The sequence below is a fragment of the Larkinella punicea genome (assembly GCF_003334855.1).
Taxonomy (GTDB): Bacteria; Bacteroidota; Bacteroidia; order Cytophagales; family Spirosomataceae; genus Larkinella; species Larkinella punicea.
This window is the reverse complement of record NZ_QOWE01000011.1, coordinates 1-17,188: the sequence shown is the minus strand read 5'-3', so window position 1 is coordinate 17,188 and position 17,188 is coordinate 1. Positions and strand designations below refer to the sequence as shown.

The window sequence follows — 17,188 nt, the reverse complement described above, 5'->3', positions numbered from 1 at the left end:
AAATCAGAAATTAATACCCCGGATTTTGTTTGAGTGTCGGCTTCCCTTCTGTTGTGCTCAAATCAATCTGAGCCTGCGGAATGGGATAAAGTTCGTTCTTTCCTTTCGTGAAAAAAGCGCCTTTCATATAATCCTGGTTAAAGTACTTCGGAACGGCCGCTTCGTACTTCAGGTAGTTGTTCAAAAGCGTCGCCATATACCCCGTGCCGTTGTCATAGCGTTGCAGATCGAAAAACCGGTGGTGTTCGAGCGCCAGTTCGAGTTTCCGTTCAAACCGGACGGCTTCCCGGGCAAACTCCTTGCCTTTCTGAACGAACTGCCCGGTATAGAGTCCCACCTTGTAGTTCGCTGCCGGTTCGTTGGTAAATCCTTTCAACGGGGCCGCATTGTCGATGTATTTCTTTACAAAACCGGCCGGATTGGCCGCCCGCGCCCGAATCTGGTTGACGTAGGCTTCCGCCTGTGCCAGACTCCCGATTTCCACTTCGACCTCAGCCGCCCAGAGCAATACATCCGCAAAACGAATCAGGCTATAGGGGTTGTTGGTGTTCGCATTTTCGCGATCGGTGGCGATGCGGGCCTGCCAGGCAATGTTCTTGATGACGCTATACGGCCCACCGGTATTCTGCTGCCGAATCCAGGCCATGCCCGGATGAATGCCCCAGTCCAGATACGGTATGCCCCGGCGACCCACCACCCAGTCCAGCCGGGCGTCCAGCGTTCCGGCGTAGGGTGTAAATGGTGCCGACGATTGCAGCCCCTGGTCGTTGGTAACCAGGTTTTTATTGTACGAATCGATCAACGGCAATCCGTTGGCATCGGTCTGGTAGGCATTCACCAGGTCGAATGAAGGCTGCAACCAGCCGTAGCAACACGACGGCGGGCCGCCAAACGGGCCGTTATACATATCGGCGGCATTCCCGTTGGAACCATTCGCACCGTCGTAAACCGACATCTGAACGGTAAAAACCGCTTCGGGTCCATGCTTTTTGTCGGTTCTGAAATTATCGAAATACTGTTCCGCCAGCGCATATTTTTTCCCGTTGGCAGTTACGCCACTGCTGATAATTTCGGCCAGCAACGGTTTGGCTTCCGTGAATTTCTGCTGGAACATGTAAACCTTCGCCAGAAAAGCTTTGGCCGCCCACTTGTTGGCCCGCCCAACGTCGGATTTGGTCGGTGTCAAATTATCAGCCGCGTATTTAAAATCCGCTTCAATTTTGGGCCAGATCGGGTCGGTATTCGAAACGTTGTAATTCCCGGCATCATAGCCAATCGACTCATCTACGAAGGGTACATTCCGCCACAGTTTGGCCGCTTCAAAATGATAAACGCCCCGCAGAAAGATGGCTTCGGCCTTGGTTTGAGCAGCTTCGTCGGCCGTTAGTTCGGTAACCTTGGGTAGTAAACGCAGGACATCGTTGGTTCGCTGAACGGCGGCATACAAAAACTGCCAGCGTTCGTTGGTCGACGAACTAGTCGGATCGTGGGTATAGGCTTCGTAGGAAGCCAGCAAACCGTTCGGTTCCGTTCCCACGTGCGCATCGTCGGACGCCATACTCGACAAAACCGTCGGGCTGCTCCAGAAACTTCCGCCCGTGGCGCCTACGCCGTCGAGCAGTGAGTAGGCTCCGATCAGAACCCCTTTAATGCCCGACTTATTCGCCAGGGTACTTGCACTGATCGAACCAATGGGTTGTTTTTCCAGATACTCTTCCGTACAGGCTGACAACGACAAAAGCGATACCAGACAGCCTGTTAAAATCGGTTTTAGATAACTTCTTTTCATGATTTCTATTTTTTAACAGGAGGTGTTTTAAAAGGATAGATTGACGCCGAAAAGAAAATTCCGCTGGTTGTTCGGGTAATTCCCAAAGTCGACCCCAAAAGCCGAACTACTGCCGCCTAATTCCGGATCGAGTCCGGTATATTTGGTAATCGTAAACAGGTTAGCCGCCTGCGCATAGACCCTCAGTTTACCAATGCCCGCTTTTTGTAAAAGCGTTGGTTTCAGCGTATAGCCGAGGATTAACGACCGCATCCGCAGGTAAGAACCGTCCTCCACAAAGTAAGAATTCAACGCGCCGGATGTGCTTAACGATGTACCGGTTTCGATGATGGGAACCGTTGTATTGGTATTCTGCGGGGTCCACGCATTCAGCAATACGTTGCTTTTATTTCCGATATAACCGGCATAAAAATGGGTATAAGACCGAATGGTATTAACAATTTCATTGCCCTGTGATCCGTAAAAAATAGTGGATAGATCAAATCCTTTGTAATTTAAGCCCAGGTTGATTCCGTACGTAAAATCCGGATTCGGGCTACCCAGAAAGGTGCGATCGGCGGGCGTAATGACGCCATCACCGTTGACATCCCGGTATTTAAAACGGCCGGGAGCGGCACCACTTTGCGCGGGTGATTCAGACACTTCGCTCGCCGAATTGAACAAACCCAGAACGTCATAGCCGAAGAAAGAACTGACGGCCTGCCCCTCCTGATTCCGAACCAGATTGCCCATACCCTGCAAACTCGACACCTCGAAATAGCCCGGATTCGGAATATCGACCACCATGTTTTTATACGAGGTGATGTTGGCCCCAACCGAAAACTGTAGCGCGTTGGCAATCGTCCCGCGGTAGGTCAATGACGCGTCGACCCCCTTGTTTTGGATATCGCCAATATTAACCACGGGCGCTGTTGCACCACCAACCGTGGCCGGCAGCGGCTGCGTGAACAACAAGCCATTGATGGATTTCTTGTAATATTCGACCGAAACGTCCAGTTTGTTGTTGAACAGACTGGCGTCAAAGCCCAGGTTGGAGACGATGTTTTCCTCCCAGCCCGCATTCGGATTGCCGATCCGGGTTTGGATAAATCCTTGTTGAACAGTATTGCTGGTTCCGGCGATGTCGTAATACGCCGTGCCATAACCGCCACCGTATAAGCTGAAGGCATTTTCGGGTGCCACGTTGTTCTGAGAACCCAGAATACCGTAACTTCCCCTGATTTTCAGGTCACTCAGCCAGCTTATGTCCTTCATGAAGCCTTCGTTAGACACCCGCCAGCCCAGCGAAACGGATGGAAAGACCCCATACCGTTTTTCGCTACCAAAGCGCGAAGAACCGTCCCGGCGAATGGTGGCACCAATCAGATACTTGTCGTTGTAGGCGTAATCGACCCGGCCGAAAATTGAAAACAGGCTGTTGATGTAGGCATTGCTGAAGTTGGTAACGCCCGTGGTTCCATTCCCCAGAATCAGGTAGTCATAATTCGTGGAGAAAAACCGCTGCGAACTTCCGCCAACACCCCGACCGGAGCTTTTAATGGCTTCTGAACCGACTAACGCCTGAATCGAATGTTTGCCAAGCTGGGTTTCGTACTTCAGCGTGTTGGTCCACGTTAGTGTGCTGTTAAAACTGGCATTCTCCGAATAACTGTTCGGACTGCTGTTGCCCTGTTTATTCTCGTATTGTGTAAAATTAAAACTCTGACCGTAGTTGTTATCGATCGTCGCACCAAAGCTCGTACGGGCTGTAAAATTTTTCAGAAAATCTACTTCGGCATACGCATTGCCGACGATATTCCAGGAATTGGAACGGTTGTTAATGTTCCGTTTCTGCATGGCTACCGGGTTCTGGTTACTTCCCAGTCCCGGCCCGGCAAATGTACCTCCGTAATTCCCTTTAATGTCGTAAACCGGGATGATGGGCATCATTTTATAAACCGCCGAGAGCGTACCAAATTCGGACTGATTTCCAAAACCGGGGCTGTCCCGGTAAAATACGTTGGCATTCTGCCCGATCCTGATATTTTTCCCCACTTTAAAAGCCGTATTGACCCGCGCCGAATAGCGTTTCATGTACGTTTCAATCAGGGTTCCCTGCTGGTTGATATAGCCCAGCGAAAGCAAATAATTGGACTTATCGGTCCCTCCACTGGCGGTCAGGTTATGACTCGTCATGGGTGCGGGTTTAAAGAGTTCCTGAAACCAGTTGGTACCGGTTTTATTGACTTGCTGAATCAGATAATTATTGGCGGTATTGATCGGGTCGTAACTGTATCTGGTTGGATCAACGGCCGGATCCCCAGCTTTGGCAACCCCGGCAACGCCCGGTCCTGCATACAAATAATCCGGCATTCCGTTAGCAAAAAGGATATTATTGGGTGTGGCAATGTTCACCACTTTCATAAAATCCTGGGAGTTCAACAGGTCGAAGGGATTGCCTGGTAAGGGCATCTGCATCCCGTAATAGGCATCGTACGTGATGGTGGGCTTACCGGATTTGCCCTTTTTCGTGGTTACGATCAACACCCCGTTGGAACCCCGAACCCCGTAAATAGCGGCCGCACCGGCGTCCTTCAACACCTGAATCGACTCGACATCGTCGGCGCTGATGTTGTTCAGATCGGCCTGAATCCCGTCAACCAGCACCAGCGGCTGCGTATTGCCGAAGGACGTGACGCCCCGAACAAAGATGTTGCTGCTCGCACCCGGAACCCCCGACGTGATCACATTGACCCCGGCAGCCTGTCCCTGCAGCGCCTGAACCGCCGAACCCGCCGGAAACGATTTCACGGCTTTCATATCGACCACCGCCACCGAACCCGTGATGTCTTTCTTCCGCTGGCTCGAATATCCAGTAACGACTACCTCATTAAGCAACTGCAAATCAGACGTTAAACTAACATTAATAGTAGTTTGCGAATTCACCGTAACCTCTTTGGTCACGTAGCCGATAAACGAAAAAATCAGGACGTCGCTCGGCTTGGCGCTGATGGTAAACTGCCCGTTGGCACCCGTGGCCGTTCCCCGGCTTGTTCCTTTGATAACGACGTTAACGCCGGGCAAGGTCGCCTGACCATTATTGTCCACGACTGTTCCCTGGATTTCCCGGGCGTCCTGAGCGGACAACTGCCCGTGTGTACTGAGGAAAAGGGCAAACAGCAGGACAAAGCACGGCCCTATCTGGTAAAACTTTCTTCTTTTCATACACCAATACGTTTTGAGGTTGATTAAGAGGTCTTGACTCACTACTTAGCAATCGTACGCGGGGAAACTCACTAGCTCAGGCCCTTTTTCAGGAACTGAATAATGGATACAGACTTACTTCGAAAAGAGAATCGTAAACAAATCCCGCATCAGATGATCCAGGCTTGGTGTAAAGTCGATGGCTTTAACTGGCTCTTATGCTCTGGTAGTTCACCTTCATCCAATCAGGGCAGAACATAAAAGAAACGTGCATTCGGTTTATTAGAACTCAGTCAGGAAACGAGCCGAGGTATTAAATACCTTAATTATGCTTACAAATATATAGTCAATTTGTTAACAAAAAAATATTCTATTCTTTTTTTTCAGTTTATACGAATTGTGTAGAACTGCCGGATCGACACGCTGCTTTTTCCGAAGCGGAGCGTTCAGTGGCAGAAGTTTACAATAAGGGCTACAGAAAGGGCAGAAATGCTAAAAGGGAGCGATTATTGGCAAAACGAGGCAGTCGGATTCGGGGGAGGAAGGGACAATCAGGAAGAAAGAGGAACAAAAAAATAGACCTCAATCGAGGTCCAGTGTAGCGACTTCACCGCGGATGAGGTGTCGGGTGAGCGTTTCTTCGGCGAGTTTGAGGTCTTTTTCTTTGAGGGCTTTCAGAATCTGCCGGTGTTCCATGTCCGTGAGCTCGTAGTCGTCCATGTGGGTCTGGGCTTGTCCTAATTTCTGATGAAAAAGGGGAATATTACCGGATTGGTACAGATTCCGGAGTTTTTCGTTGTCGGCACTATCGATTAAGGTTTCGTGGAATTTCACGTCGGCTTCGCAGGCCCCGCCGAAATAACCGCGCTGAATCATGGAGGTAAAATCCTCGCAAATTCGTTCCAGTTCGTCGATGTGTTGCTGGTCTATCTTCTGGATGGCCAACCGGATTGCGCCCAACTCCAGAATTTCCCGCAACTCCCGAATCTGCTGAATGTCGGCAGCAATGAGAGACTTCACAAAAAAGCCGCCTTTCTCGCCCAGAACCACCAACTGCTCGCCCAAAAGCCGGGTGAGTGCTTCCCGAATCGCCATGCGGTTTACTTCCAGTTTGCCAGCCCAAACATCTTCTTTGAGCCGCATTCCGGATACAAGCTGGTTAGACAGGATTTTTCTTCTTAGTTCAGTATACGCTTTATTGGCCAGTGAATCTTCTTTCATTCGATTTTCAATGTAAACGAGATCGGTACTCTAAAGTAAACAAAAATACATTTATTGTAAAGTTAATTAATAATTTGAGAGCCGCAAACAAGGTAAAAGAAAGGCCTTGATAGCAGGATAACGGCAATGGAAGGTTCTCTTCAATACCTCAATGCTGGCTTAACCACTCAAAATAATCTTTTTCAACCGCGGCCCCGTTGTAGAATTTGTCAATAACCTTGCCACCGGAATCGTAGGTTAGCTTGTGGAACGTATGGTCGTGGTTCGGATAAGCCCGGAGCGTCAGGTTGGTCTTACCCCGACGGGCAAACTCCAGCGGTAAAACATCATTGGAAGTAGCCCCCACATCGGCGGTGCCATACAGAATGCAGATCGGGATGGTCAAGGCCAGCAAAAAATCCGGGTTGTGGCCGTGGGAAAACGAGTACATGGTCCGGTTGGGATCGCCTTCCACAGCGTTGGTGTTCAGGGAATCCCGGCAAAGGCCCCCCCATTCGTTTTGCAGGGCTTCGACCCGGCGCTGCGCTTCTTCCTGCGTGTATTCTCCCGTATAACCTTTCATTCGTTCGGTGCGCAAAATGGATTGAAAACGACCCTCCAGATTGCCCGAAAAGCCAATTAGATGCGTTACCTGCGGGTTGGTATAAGCGGTTTTAATGGCCACATGATAGCCTTCCGAACCACCGGCGACCACCACCCGTTTCGGATCGGCCCAGGACTGACTGAGCACAAACCGCAGCACCGCGTTCGTCTGATCGACGTAATAGTCAAGATAATTACGTGACTGATAGGCCTCCGGATACATCCCGGTTTTGGGCGCAGACCGGCTGCTGAACAAGGTATCCAGATACGCGTCGTCAACGACCAGCGGAATACCGGGTTTGGCAATCATGATGCTGTAATAGTCCGCTTCGTATTCGTAACAGGTCCGGGGCAGTTCCGTCAAAGCCGGTCGGTTCGTCTTCGGATTGATCGTAAACAGCGGAATGGGTAAAGACCCCTGCCGAAAGAGAAAAATGGGCTTCCGTTTGTTCAGTTCTCGCTTTTTAGCCACAACGGCAAACGTGATGGAATCGCCCTTGAAAGGAATGGTAAAAACCGTGTAATTACCCAGCGAGCGTTGCGTGGGTTGGCAAAAAGCCGGACTGGTCAGCAGGGCAACCAGAAGAAAAGGAAGAAGATGGTTCAAGGCCAGGTCGAATTTTATAAGCTGGCAAAGATAAAAGGAGCCTCCAGCCTTCTCCAAGTTAAGGTTTGTTAAATGAATAGGTTCGTCTGATAACCACGCTATCAGGTGATTAAACGGTAGTTGATAATCCGGGGCTTTATTTCTACCTTACCCATTCCGATTCACCGGGAAATTGTCTATTCCAAACCTGCTGATTGTTTATGCAAAGTCGTACCGGAGAAAGTCAACATCCACTTCCTGCTTCCACGCTCTACAGCGAAGACCTTGCCCCCATTCCGGTGGACAAACGCACCTGGACGACCTGGAATTATGCAGCCCTGTGGATCAGCATGAGCTTATGCATTCCAACGTATATGCTCGCCAGCTCACTCATAGAAGGCGGCATGAACTGGTGGCAGGCCATTCTGACCATTTTCCTGGGCAATACCATCGTGCTGGTTCCGATGGTATTAAACGGACACGCGGGTGCTAAATACGGAATTCCGTTCCCGGTGCTGGCGCGTGCCAGTTTCGGCACCAGCGGAGCCAACATCCCGGCCCTGCTCCGCGCCATCGTAGCCTGTGGCTGGTTCGGCATTCAAACGTGGATCGGCGGTTTTGCGCTCTACCAGATGTTCCGACTCTGGATGCCGGCCCTGGAAACCCTGCCCCCGGTTTTTCCGGCCTCCTTCGGACTCCAAACCGGCCCCGCGATCTGCTTCTTTCTGTTCTGGCTGCTCAATATGTACGTTATTTACCTCGGCGTCGAAAGCATCAAAAAGCTGCTCGTCTTCAAAGCGTTCTTTCTTCCCGTGGCTGCTTTGGCGTTGTTGTTCTGGGCGATTTCGGCCGGAAACGGGTTAGGGCCTATTCTGGAACAGCCTTCCAAATTTGTCAATACCGCCGATTTCTTCGCGTTTTTCTTCCCGGCTTTAACCGGCATGGTCGGTTTCTGGGCCACGCTGTCGCTGAATATTCCCGACTTTACCCGCTACGCCAAGAGCCAGAAGGCGCAGATCAAAGGGCAGATTATCGGACTGCCGCCGTCCATGACGCTGTTCTCGTTCATCGGCGTAGTGGTCACCTCGGCTACGACGATTATTTACGGCACCACGATCTGGGACCCGCTCGTACTGGCCGGAAAATTCGAGAACAAACTCATCGTTAGTCTGGCCATGATTGCGGTGGCGATTTCGACCCTGGCCACCAACATTGCCGCCAACATGGTAAGTCCCGCCAACGATTTTGCGAACCTGGCCCCCGCCAAAATCAACTTCCGAACGGGTGGTTACATCACCGGCGTCATCGGGATTCTGATTTTTCCGTGGAAACTCATTGCCGATCCGAGCGGCTATATTTTCACCTGGCTGGTTGGTTATTCGAGTCTGCTTGGGCCGGTTGGCGGCATTATGATCGCGGATTATTTCTTTGTCCGGAAACAGCAGTTAATCACTTCTGAATTGTACAATGCTACCGGTATATACAGCTTTAAAAACGGTTTTAATCCGGCGGCTCTGGTCGCTTTACTGCTGGGAATTCTGCCCAACGTACCCGGTTTCCTGACCACGATCCAACTGATTCCGGCCGACAGCGTTCCGGCCTGGATTTCGCACCTGTACAATTACGCCTGGTTTGTCGGTTTTCTGGTCAGCGGTCTGGTTTATCTGGCTATGATGCGCTCGTACCAACCTCTCCCTTCTAACGAACTACCGCATGTCGCTTTTGATTAAAAACGGACGGATTATCACGGCGACCGACGCGTATGTCGCTGATATTCTGGTGGAAGGTGAAACCATTCGCGCCATCGGAAAAGACCTGCCGTTTTCGGCCGACGAAACCATCGATGCCACCGATCTGCTGGTTTTCCCCGGCGGCATCGACCCGCACGTTCACCTGGACATGCCATTCATGGGCACGTTTTCGAGCGACACCCACGAAACCGGAACCCGGGCGGCACTCCACGGCGGCACCACAACCGTCATCGATTTTGTTCTGCAAAAACAGGGACACTCCCTGAAAGAAGCCCTGGCCGACTGGAATTCGAGAGCACGCGGAACCGCCGTGGGCGACTACAGTTTCCACATGGCCGTCACAGATTTCAACGAAAACACCCGCGCCGAAATCAAGGAGATGATTGAAAATGAAGGCGTTACCTCGTTCAAAACCTTCATGGCCTACAAAGGGGCACTCATGATCGACGACCGGCAGATGGTGGCCCTGATGCAGGAAGTGAAAAAACAGGGCGGTATGGTAACGGTTCATGCTACCAACGGCGACGTCATCGACTACCTCGTGGCCAAACACCGGGCGGAAGGCAAACTCGCCCCGCTCTACCACTACCTTTCGCAGCCGGAAATGACCGAAGCCGAAGCCAGCGGCCGCTTTGCCGACATGGCCGACTACACCGGTTGCCCCGCCTACATCGTCCACCTGACCTGCGAGGGCGCGCTGAACTCCGTTCGGAATGCCACCCGCCGGAACCAGAAACTGTTTGTGGAAACCTGCATTCAGTACCTCATTCTGGACGCGTCGCTCTATGAGGATGATTTTGAGGGTGCCAAGTGGGTGATGAGTCCGCCCCTGCGGGAGAAAAAAGACCAGACGACGCTCTGGGCCGGTATCAATCAGGGGCTGGTGCAGGTCGTGGCGACGGATCATTGCCCGTTTCGATGGGAGCAGAAATTGATGGGCAAAGACGACTTTTCAAAAATTCCCAACGGCCATCCCGCCATCGAAAACCGGATGGAATTACTCTACAGCGAGGGAGTTCATACCGGAAAAATTACGCTGAATAAATACGTTGAAGTGGCCTGCACCAATCCGGCCAAAATCTTCGGACTTTTTCCGAAAAAAGGCACGATTGCCGTTGGAAGTGACGCCGATCTCGTCCTTTTCAATCCTACGGAAAAGCATACCATTTCGGCAAAAACGCACCATATGCATGTCGATTATTCAGCGTATGAAGGCTGGGAAATAACCGGAAAAGTGAAAACCGTCCTGCTGCGTGGAAAAGTGGCTATTGACCAGGGAAATTGTCTGGTTGAAAAAGGGTACGGAAAATTTATCAAACGAAATAAAGTCAGCGGAACGATTTAACCCACACCATTATGCCACGAATGATCCGATCGGGATTGATCCAGATGAGTCTGCCGCTGACGGAAGGCGAAGGCACGATTGCGGAAATTAAAGAAGCGATGGTGCAAAAACACCTGCCGCTGATTGATGAAGCCGGGCAGAAAGAGGTCCAGATTTTGTGTCTTCAGGAAATCTTCAATACGCCCTATTTCTGTCCGGGACAGGACCGGGAATGGTATAAATCGGCGGAAACCATTCCGGGGCCGACCATCGACCAAATGGCGGAATACGCCAAAAAATACAGCATGGTGATGATCGTTCCCATCTTCGAAAAAGAGCAGGCCGGTGTCTTGTACAACACGGCGGCAGTGATCGACGCGGATGGAACATATCTGGGCAAATACCGCAAGAACCACATTCCGCATACCTCCGGTTTTTGGGAGAAATTCTTCTTTAAACCGGGCAATCTGGGCTATCCGGTTTTTCAGACCCGCTACGCAAAAGTGGGCGTTTACATTTGCTACGACCGTCATTTCCCCGATGGTGCCCGGTGTCTGGGATTAAATGGCGCAGAAATTGTATACAATCCTTCGGCAACGGTGGCCGGTCTTTCTCAATATCTCTGGAAGCTCGAACAACCCGCCCACGCGGCTGCCAACGGCTATTTCATGGGCTGTATCAACCGGGTCGGCGAAGAAAAACCGTGGAATCTCGGCCGGTTTTACGGCTCGTCATATTTCGTCGATCCGCGCGGGCAAATCTTCGCGACGGCTTCAGAAGATCAAGACGAACTCCTGATCGCCGATTTTGACCTCGATCTGATCGAAGAAGTCCGCAGCGTCTGGCAGTTCTTCCGCGACCGACGACCGGAGACGTACAACAAATTGGTTGAACTTTAACGAAATGATAGATTATGAATGATGAACGATGAATGGCTGACGCGTAAAATTCATCGTTCATCATTCATAATCCATCATTAAAAAACATGTCAATCGTCAATAATCGCTTAACGGCAGAACAATACGGGGAGAATTTCAGCGACATTCATCCGCCGTTCGAAACACGCGATGCGGCTTTGGTGGAAGCCAACCGCTGTCTGTTTTGTTACGATGCCCCCTGCATTAAAAGCTGTCCGACAAGTATCGATATTCCGAAATTTATCCGGCAGATTACAACCGATAATCCCAAAGGATCGGCCCATACCATTCTCAGTGCCAACATTCTGGGGGGTGGCTGCTCAAAAGTTTGCCCGGTCGAGAAGTTATGTGAGGGATCGTGCGTCTATAATCTGATGGACGAACCGCCCATTCCAATTGCCAAACTCCAGCGGTTTTCCACCGAAAAAGCCATTGCGGAAAAGTGGCCGCTGTTTCAGCGAAAACCGTCTACAACTAAGAAAGTCGCCGTGGTCGGTGCGGGTCCGGCGGGTTTGAGCTGCGCCCACGTACTGAGTCGCGAAGGCATTGACGTAACGGTTTACGAAAAAGAAAGCAAAGGCGGGGGACTGATGACGTACGGCATTGCGGCTTATAAAGTAACTCCCCAGTTCTGCGAGGATGAGGTCAATTTCATTACCTCACTGGGCGGAATTGCGATTAACTATAATGCCGAACTGGGTAAAACCGTCTCGCTGGCCGACTTACAGCAAACCTACGATGCGGTTTATCTGGGCATTGGCGTTGGGCTGGCCCGGCAACTGGACATTCCCGGCGAAAACCTCATCGGTGTCGAAGATGCGATCCGGTTTATTTACGACATCCGGACCAATGGGTATCCAGCCGTGCCGGTGGGTGATAAAGTGGCCGTGATTGGGTTGGGCATGACGGCCATCGATGCCGCGACGCAGGCGAAACGACTGGGAGCCAGCGAAGTAACCATCATCTACCGCCGAACACAGGCCGAAATGCCCTGCACGGAAACCGAACTGAATCTGGCCAAACTGGATGGTTGCCGAATCATCTGGCTGGCCGCTCCGCAGGAAATTATCGGCGAAAACGGCCGGGTTACCCAACTGATTTGCAGCCTGATGCACCTGGGTGAACCCGACGCCAGTGGCCGCCGGTCGACCGTAGAAACCGGTGAAACGATGACGCTGGACATTGATATGGTGATCAAAGCCGCCGGACAAATGCCATTTGAAGCGTTGGTCAACGATAATCACCTGGAGAACTGGAAAGGCAAAATTACCATCAACGACGCGTGTGCCACCAACCTCCGGGGTGTTTTTGCGGGCGGTGACTGCGTCAATGGTGGAAAAGAGGTCGTCGACGCGGTTCAGGCCGGGAAAGACGGTGCCAAAGCGATTTTAGAATACCTAAATAGTTAACCCATGGCGGATTTATCGGCAAATTTCCTCGGCATCAAATCGCCCAATCCGTATTGGCTGGCGAGCGCCCCACCGACGGATAAAAAATACAATGTGCTGCGGGCGTTTGAAGCCGGCTGGGGTGGCGTGGTGTGGAAGACACTGGGCAGCCAGATCAAAAACGTGTCGTCACGCTATTCTTCCGTCGATTACAACGGCAGCCGGATGATGGGTTTCAACAACATCGAGCTGATTTCGGACCGGCCGCTAGCCATCAACCTCCGCGAAATTGCGGAATGCGTGCGACTGTTTCCCGACCGGGCAATGGTGGTTTCGCTCATGGCCGACAACAGCCGCGAAAAATGGCACGAGCTGATTGGGCAGGTAGAAGATACGGGCGCACACGGCCTGGAGCTTAATTTTGGTTGTCCGCACGGCATGAACGAACGCGGCATGGGCGCGGCTGTTGGGCAGGACCCCGAAATTGCCCGGATGGTGGTGGAATGGGTGATGGAAAAAGCCACGATTCCGGTGATTACCAAACTGACACCCAACGTCCATTCGGTGGTGCCGTCAGGCCAGGCGTCGGTGGAGGGCGGCACGAACGGGCTCTCGTTGATCAATACCATTCAATCGATCACCGGTGTCGACCTCGACACGCTGGTGCCCAATCCGTACGTCGCGGGGCAATCTGTTTTTGGCGGCTATTGCGGCCCGGCCATCAAACCGATTGCGTTGAAGATGCTCACCACCATCAGCCAGGACCCCATCACGTCGCGGGTGCCGGTTTCGGGCATTGGCGGCATCAGCACCTGGAAAGATGCCGCCGAGTTTCTGTTGCTGGGGGCTACGACGGTGCAGGTCTGCACGGCGGTGATGAAACACGGTTTTCGGATCATCGAAGACTTGTGCGAAGGACTCAGCAACTGGATGGACGAAAAAGGCTTCAAAACCCTGGATGAGTTGATCGGGAAATCAGTCCCCACCATTACGCATTGGGAAGATCTCGACATCAACTACCACATCGTCGCTAAAATAAACCCCGATAAGTGCATCCACTGCGGGCTCTGTTACATTGCCTGCGAGGATACGTCCCACCAGTCGATTAACCTGGCCTATGGCAAACCGTACAATACGTATTCCATCATCGAGGAAGAATGTGTCGGCTGCAATCTCTGCAAACTGGTTTGCCCCGTCGACAATTGCATCACGATGGTGGAGCAACGGAAGGGTGATGAATATGTAAACTGGAAAGAATTTCAACGGCGCGGTCTCCCACTGAACGATCATTGAGGGCTAAAAAGGGGACTATTCTGCCCAAAAATAATCCAATGGCTGTCGCAAATAACCCGCCAAACCGGTCTTTGAGGCTTTTTTTTCATTCTTCGCATATTTTTTTACCCTCAGAGTAAAAACTACCGGGAAGAAACCGTTACTTTACAACTCAATTTTTATTCTTGAAAATCATGCCAACGGGTACAGTTAAGTTTTTTAATGAGAACAAAGGATTCGGGTTTATTGTACCTGATGACTCAAGTGGAGACATTTTCGTTCACGTGTCTGCCTGCCAGGACCAACTGCGGGAGCAAGACAAAGTCACTTACGAAGTAGAGCGCGGCCCGAAAGGGTTGAATGCAACGAACGTTAAGCGGGCCCGGTAACCAACGGCCGGTTAGCTTTCAGGGATTATTATTTTTAAAGGCTAACCGGCTTTCTCTTCTTCTTTCCAGCAAAGTGGCACACGGGCATTCATTGCTTTCGTATCTTTTTGTGTCCACTCCCACCGAAATCATTTAGCGGTTTTCAATAGCTTTCAGCGTAGTTTTTACGTTGGTCGAATCGGCATGTCCATTCTTTTCCTTTCCTTTCGGACCGAAGGGCGACAACATGAATCATCCCTACGGGATGGATGATCGAATCCACCAATCCCGTAGGGATGATTCATGTTGTAGGTGAAGAAGGATTATCAATCCCAATAATCCCTTCGGGATGGCCGATCTAATGCAAAAAACGATGGGTCGCCCTCAGGCCGTTGCCCGGCCCATCTTCGACTTAATGAATTGAAAAATAATCGGTGCAATCGACAAACCGATGATACCAAAAATGACCAGCTCGAAGTTATTTTTTATAATCGGCAGATTACCAAACAGATACCCCAGCATACTCACACCCACGACCCATAAAATGGCACCGGCTACACAATAGCTAATGTATTTGCCGTAATTCATACTTCCCGCACCGGCGACGAATGGCGCGATCGTGCGAACGATGGGAATAAACCGGGCCATGATGACGGTTTTTCCGCCGTGTTTCTGGTAAAAATTCTCGGTTTCAGTGATGTATTCCCGCTTGAAGAAGAGAATTCGTTCCCGCATTTTGATCTGATTACCGAGGACTTTACCGACGAAATAATTGACATTGTCACCCAGCAAGGCCGCCACAATCAGCAACGGAATCATGATTTTCATGTCCAGCGAACCGGTCGAAGCCGCGAGGGCTCCGGCAGCAAACAGCAGCGAGTCGCCCGGCAGCAGCGGCATAACGATCAGTCCGGTTTCTACGAAAATGATCAGAAACAGAATCGCATAAGTCAACGTGCCGTACTCATTGATGATGTCGGCAAGGTGTTTGTCCAAATGCAAAAAAAAGTCGAGAACCGACTGAAGGAATTCCATAGGTGTGATTTCTTGGTTGATTAATGCGACGGTTCCTGGCCAGTTTTCAGCCCGAGTCCGTTCAGAAAATGAGAAAAGGTATCCCCACGAAGACCTAACCGAATGGTTTCCAATGGAATGGCTTCATTGGGGGAAATATTGCCAAGATTGACATTGGCACCCAGCAGCTTCACAAACCACACCTGCTGTTCTTTCTGGGGAGCTTCCCAGATGATTCGGTCGGACGGAATTTGCGTCAGGATTTCTTCCACCAGCCCCTGCCGAACTTCCCCGCTGGCCCGAAACAGGCCGACGGTGCCGCCTTCGCGGGCTTCACCGATTACTTTCCAGGCACCTGCTTCCAGTTCGGCCCGCATCAACTGAATCCATTTGTAGGGCGGGATGATCTTGGCTTCGTCTTTTGAACCTACTTCCGACAAAACCGTCACCTGGGTGGCCAACTGACGAATGTACTCGCATTTGTCGTCCTGGTTCATCTCGACGGAGCCATCCGACACCTCCGCATATTGCAAATCGAAGGTGTCGAGCAGCCGACGGTAATCATCGAACTGGTTCCGGATCACGAAAGCTTCAAAAAGCGTTCCGCCGAAATAAACCGGAATACCGGCATCTTTATAAACCTGCAGTTTGTCTTTTAGATTGGGCGTTACGAATGACGTGGCCCAGCCTAACTTTACAATGTCGACGTGGGCGGCCGATGTGGATAAAAAATCTTCGACCTGTCTGATACTAAGCCCCTTGTCCATAACCATCGTCAGGCCGTCCTGCCGGGGTTTAACGGTCCGTTCCGGAATGTGGGAAAGCGTATAATTCATTTTGAGGGGAAAAGCGTGTTAGCGCAAAAAACGCCCAAAAGTAACACAAGTCCAGCTACCTCCCAAGAAAATCCACGGAATATAGTTCATTAAACCGTTTTCTACTTGGTTAAATGCTATTTTTGTAAAAATAGTCCCGCTTATGTCGACTCCCGAAACCAACCCCCGGCTGCAATTCTTCCGCTCCATGATCGGCCAGGCCATGTCCCAGAGCCCCTCGCCCCTCGGTCGCTGGCTGAACGGGACGCTGCTGGCTGCCGAAGAAGGTTCGCTAACGGTCGAATACGAAGTCCGGGAGGACATGACCAATCCGATGCGGATTCTGCACGGCGGAGCCGCTTCGGCCATCATCGACGAACTGATTGGCGCGACGGTTTATGCCCTGGGCCGGGAACATCTTTATACGTCGGTGAATCTGAACGTCGATTTTCTGCACAGCGCCCGGCTGGGCGAAACCGTCACGGCCCGGACACAGGTGGTGCGGGCGGGCAAAAACATCGTTCACGCCGAATGCCAGATCACGGCGGCCGATGGCAAAATCATCGCCAAAGCGTCTTCGAATTTGATTCAGACCTCCGTGAAGCATTAAACTTCGTTACTCAATATTTGATATTCAGTATTCGATATCAGTAGTGTACGAAGGATGCATTTTTTTTACCCTCTTTGGCTATTGGCTTAGAACGATCTTTAGAATGGTTTTTTCTGATACTATAACGCGAATGAGGGGTGGTTGGCCGCGTAGCGGACGGATGTTTGTAACGAAAAGACTACCCGGTTCCTCCCGCGTGCCTTTGGGTACGCAACAGGCAGGTGCAGGTGATTGCGTACCCATGAACTGTCAAATTTTACAAGTTTGAAACCAAATTTTCTTCGGTTGGCAGGTTTAGTCGAGAATCAAACGGCTTCCCCGATTGTAAGACGGCTAAGGCCACCCGGATCCATTTATGCATGACGGCA

At 51.2% G+C, this 17,188-nt stretch carries 13 protein-coding genes; 7 read left to right on the top strand and 6 right to left on the bottom strand.

The genetic code is table 11. The annotated features are described in order from the left end of the window. Positions 1–10: 10 nt before the first annotated feature. The 4 genes from DUE52_RS14530 to DUE52_RS14515 form a co-directional block, all read right to left on the bottom strand. Positions 11–1,789, bottom strand: a complete 1,779-nt coding sequence (locus tag DUE52_RS14530) for a RagB/SusD family nutrient uptake outer membrane protein (RefSeq protein ID WP_114406748.1) — start codon at positions 1,787–1,789, stop codon at positions 11–13. A gap of 27 nt (positions 1,790–1,816) precedes the next feature. Then, positions 1,817–4,993, bottom strand: a complete 3,177-nt coding sequence (locus tag DUE52_RS14525; protein WP_114406747.1) for a SusC/RagA family TonB-linked outer membrane protein — start codon at positions 4,991–4,993, stop codon at positions 1,817–1,819. Positions 4,994–5,554: 561 nt separating this feature from the next. Beyond that, positions 5,555–6,193 (bottom strand): GntR family transcriptional regulator, encoded by a 639-nt coding sequence (locus DUE52_RS14520; protein WP_114406746.1) that lies wholly within the window; start codon positions 6,191–6,193, stop codon positions 5,555–5,557. A 148-nt stretch (positions 6,194–6,341) separates the two neighbouring features. Next, entirely contained in the window at positions 6,342–7,382 is a 1,041-nt protein-coding gene (locus DUE52_RS14515) for a hypothetical protein (RefSeq protein ID WP_114406745.1), read from the bottom strand. Positions 7,383–7,582: 200 nt separating this feature from the next. On the opposite strand from DUE52_RS14515, the gene DUE52_RS14510 reads away from it, so the two are divergent. The 6 genes from DUE52_RS14510 to DUE52_RS14485 all read left to right on the top strand — a co-directional run bounded on the left by DUE52_RS14510 (position 7,583) and on the right by DUE52_RS14485 (position 14,402). Then, positions 7,583–9,091: an NCS1 family nucleobase:cation symporter-1 gene (locus DUE52_RS14510; protein ID WP_114406744.1), complete on the top strand. Its 1,509-nt coding sequence runs from the start codon at positions 7,583–7,585 to the stop codon at positions 9,089–9,091. Then, on the top strand, positions 9,075–10,457 hold the full coding sequence (hydA, locus tag DUE52_RS14505; RefSeq protein ID WP_114406743.1) for a dihydropyrimidinase: 1,383 nt from the start codon (positions 9,075–9,077) through the stop codon (positions 10,455–10,457). The genes DUE52_RS14510 and hydA overlap by 17 nt, the downstream gene beginning before the upstream one ends. An 11-nt stretch (positions 10,458–10,468) precedes the next feature. Beyond that, the gene (locus DUE52_RS14500; RefSeq protein ID WP_170315694.1) at positions 10,469–11,335 is read left to right on the top strand and encodes a nitrilase-related carbon-nitrogen hydrolase; all 867 of its coding nucleotides are present in this window, start codon (positions 10,469–10,471) and stop codon (positions 11,333–11,335) included. Positions 11,336–11,421: 86 nt separating this feature from the next. Continuing rightward, the gene (locus tag DUE52_RS14495) at positions 11,422–12,762 is read left to right on the top strand and encodes an NAD(P)-dependent oxidoreductase (protein ID WP_114406742.1); all 1,341 of its coding nucleotides are present in this window, start codon (positions 11,422–11,424) and stop codon (positions 12,760–12,762) included. A gap of 3 nt (positions 12,763–12,765) precedes the next feature. Further along, positions 12,766–14,034, top strand: coding sequence for an NAD-dependent dihydropyrimidine dehydrogenase subunit PreA (preA, locus tag DUE52_RS14490; protein ID WP_114406741.1), 1,269 nt, complete (start codon positions 12,766–12,768; stop codon positions 14,032–14,034). 173 nt (positions 14,035–14,207) lie between these two features. Next, positions 14,208–14,402, top strand: a complete 195-nt coding sequence (locus DUE52_RS14485) for a cold-shock protein (RefSeq protein WP_114406921.1) — start codon at positions 14,208–14,210, stop codon at positions 14,400–14,402. 363 nt (positions 14,403–14,765) lie between these two features. On the opposite strand, the gene DUE52_RS14480 is transcribed toward DUE52_RS14485, so the two are convergent. Both DUE52_RS14480 and DUE52_RS14475 read right to left on the bottom strand, forming a co-directional pair. After that, positions 14,766–15,416, bottom strand: coding sequence for a DedA family protein (locus tag DUE52_RS14480; RefSeq protein ID WP_114406740.1), 651 nt, complete (start codon positions 15,414–15,416; stop codon positions 14,766–14,768). 20 nt (positions 15,417–15,436) lie between these two features. Beyond that, on the bottom strand, positions 15,437–16,231 hold the full coding sequence (locus DUE52_RS14475; protein ID WP_114406739.1) for a phosphosulfolactate synthase: 795 nt from the start codon (positions 16,229–16,231) through the stop codon (positions 15,437–15,439). A gap of 142 nt (positions 16,232–16,373) precedes the next feature. Here DUE52_RS14475 and DUE52_RS14470 point away from each other — a divergent pair, with 142 nt between their 5' ends. Then, positions 16,374–16,820, top strand: coding sequence for a PaaI family thioesterase (locus DUE52_RS14470; protein WP_114406738.1), 447 nt, complete (start codon positions 16,374–16,376; stop codon positions 16,818–16,820). Positions 16,821–17,188 lie beyond the last annotated feature (368 nt).